A 271-nucleotide genomic window follows, 5' to 3' on the forward strand; every position below is an offset into this window, starting at 1 on the left:
TTCACAGGAAGCTACACCCAAGTCCCATCCAGCAGGTTCTGTTAGCAGGCAAGTCCAACACACATTCTACCTTAGGGTAAGTGTGACATTACCACGGAAACCAGACATATAAGTTGCACATCCAAGCTGAAGAATTTGTAAAGGGAAAAAATCCACAACCATAATAACCAGCATGAGTTCAGAAGATAAACTAAACACATCTTTCACCACTGTAGATAAGACCGCCATTTCACAATATAACCATTGAAAATATGAGCAAAAAGAAGACCAT

Annotated in this window: 1 protein-coding gene; it reads right to left on the reverse strand. The window is 39.9% G+C overall.

Going from position 1 to position 271, the window contains the following annotated elements:
- Positions 1-66: 66 nt before the first annotated feature.
- The coding region (locus ACODJP_RS14075; protein WP_422482566.1) for a hypothetical protein at positions 67-271 on the reverse strand (205 nt) is incomplete at its 5' end.

The organism is Pleomorphochaeta sp. DL1XJH-081 (assembly GCF_049310885.1).
In the GTDB taxonomy this organism is placed as follows: Bacteria; Spirochaetota; Spirochaetia; order Sphaerochaetales; family Sphaerochaetaceae; genus CAYZJV01.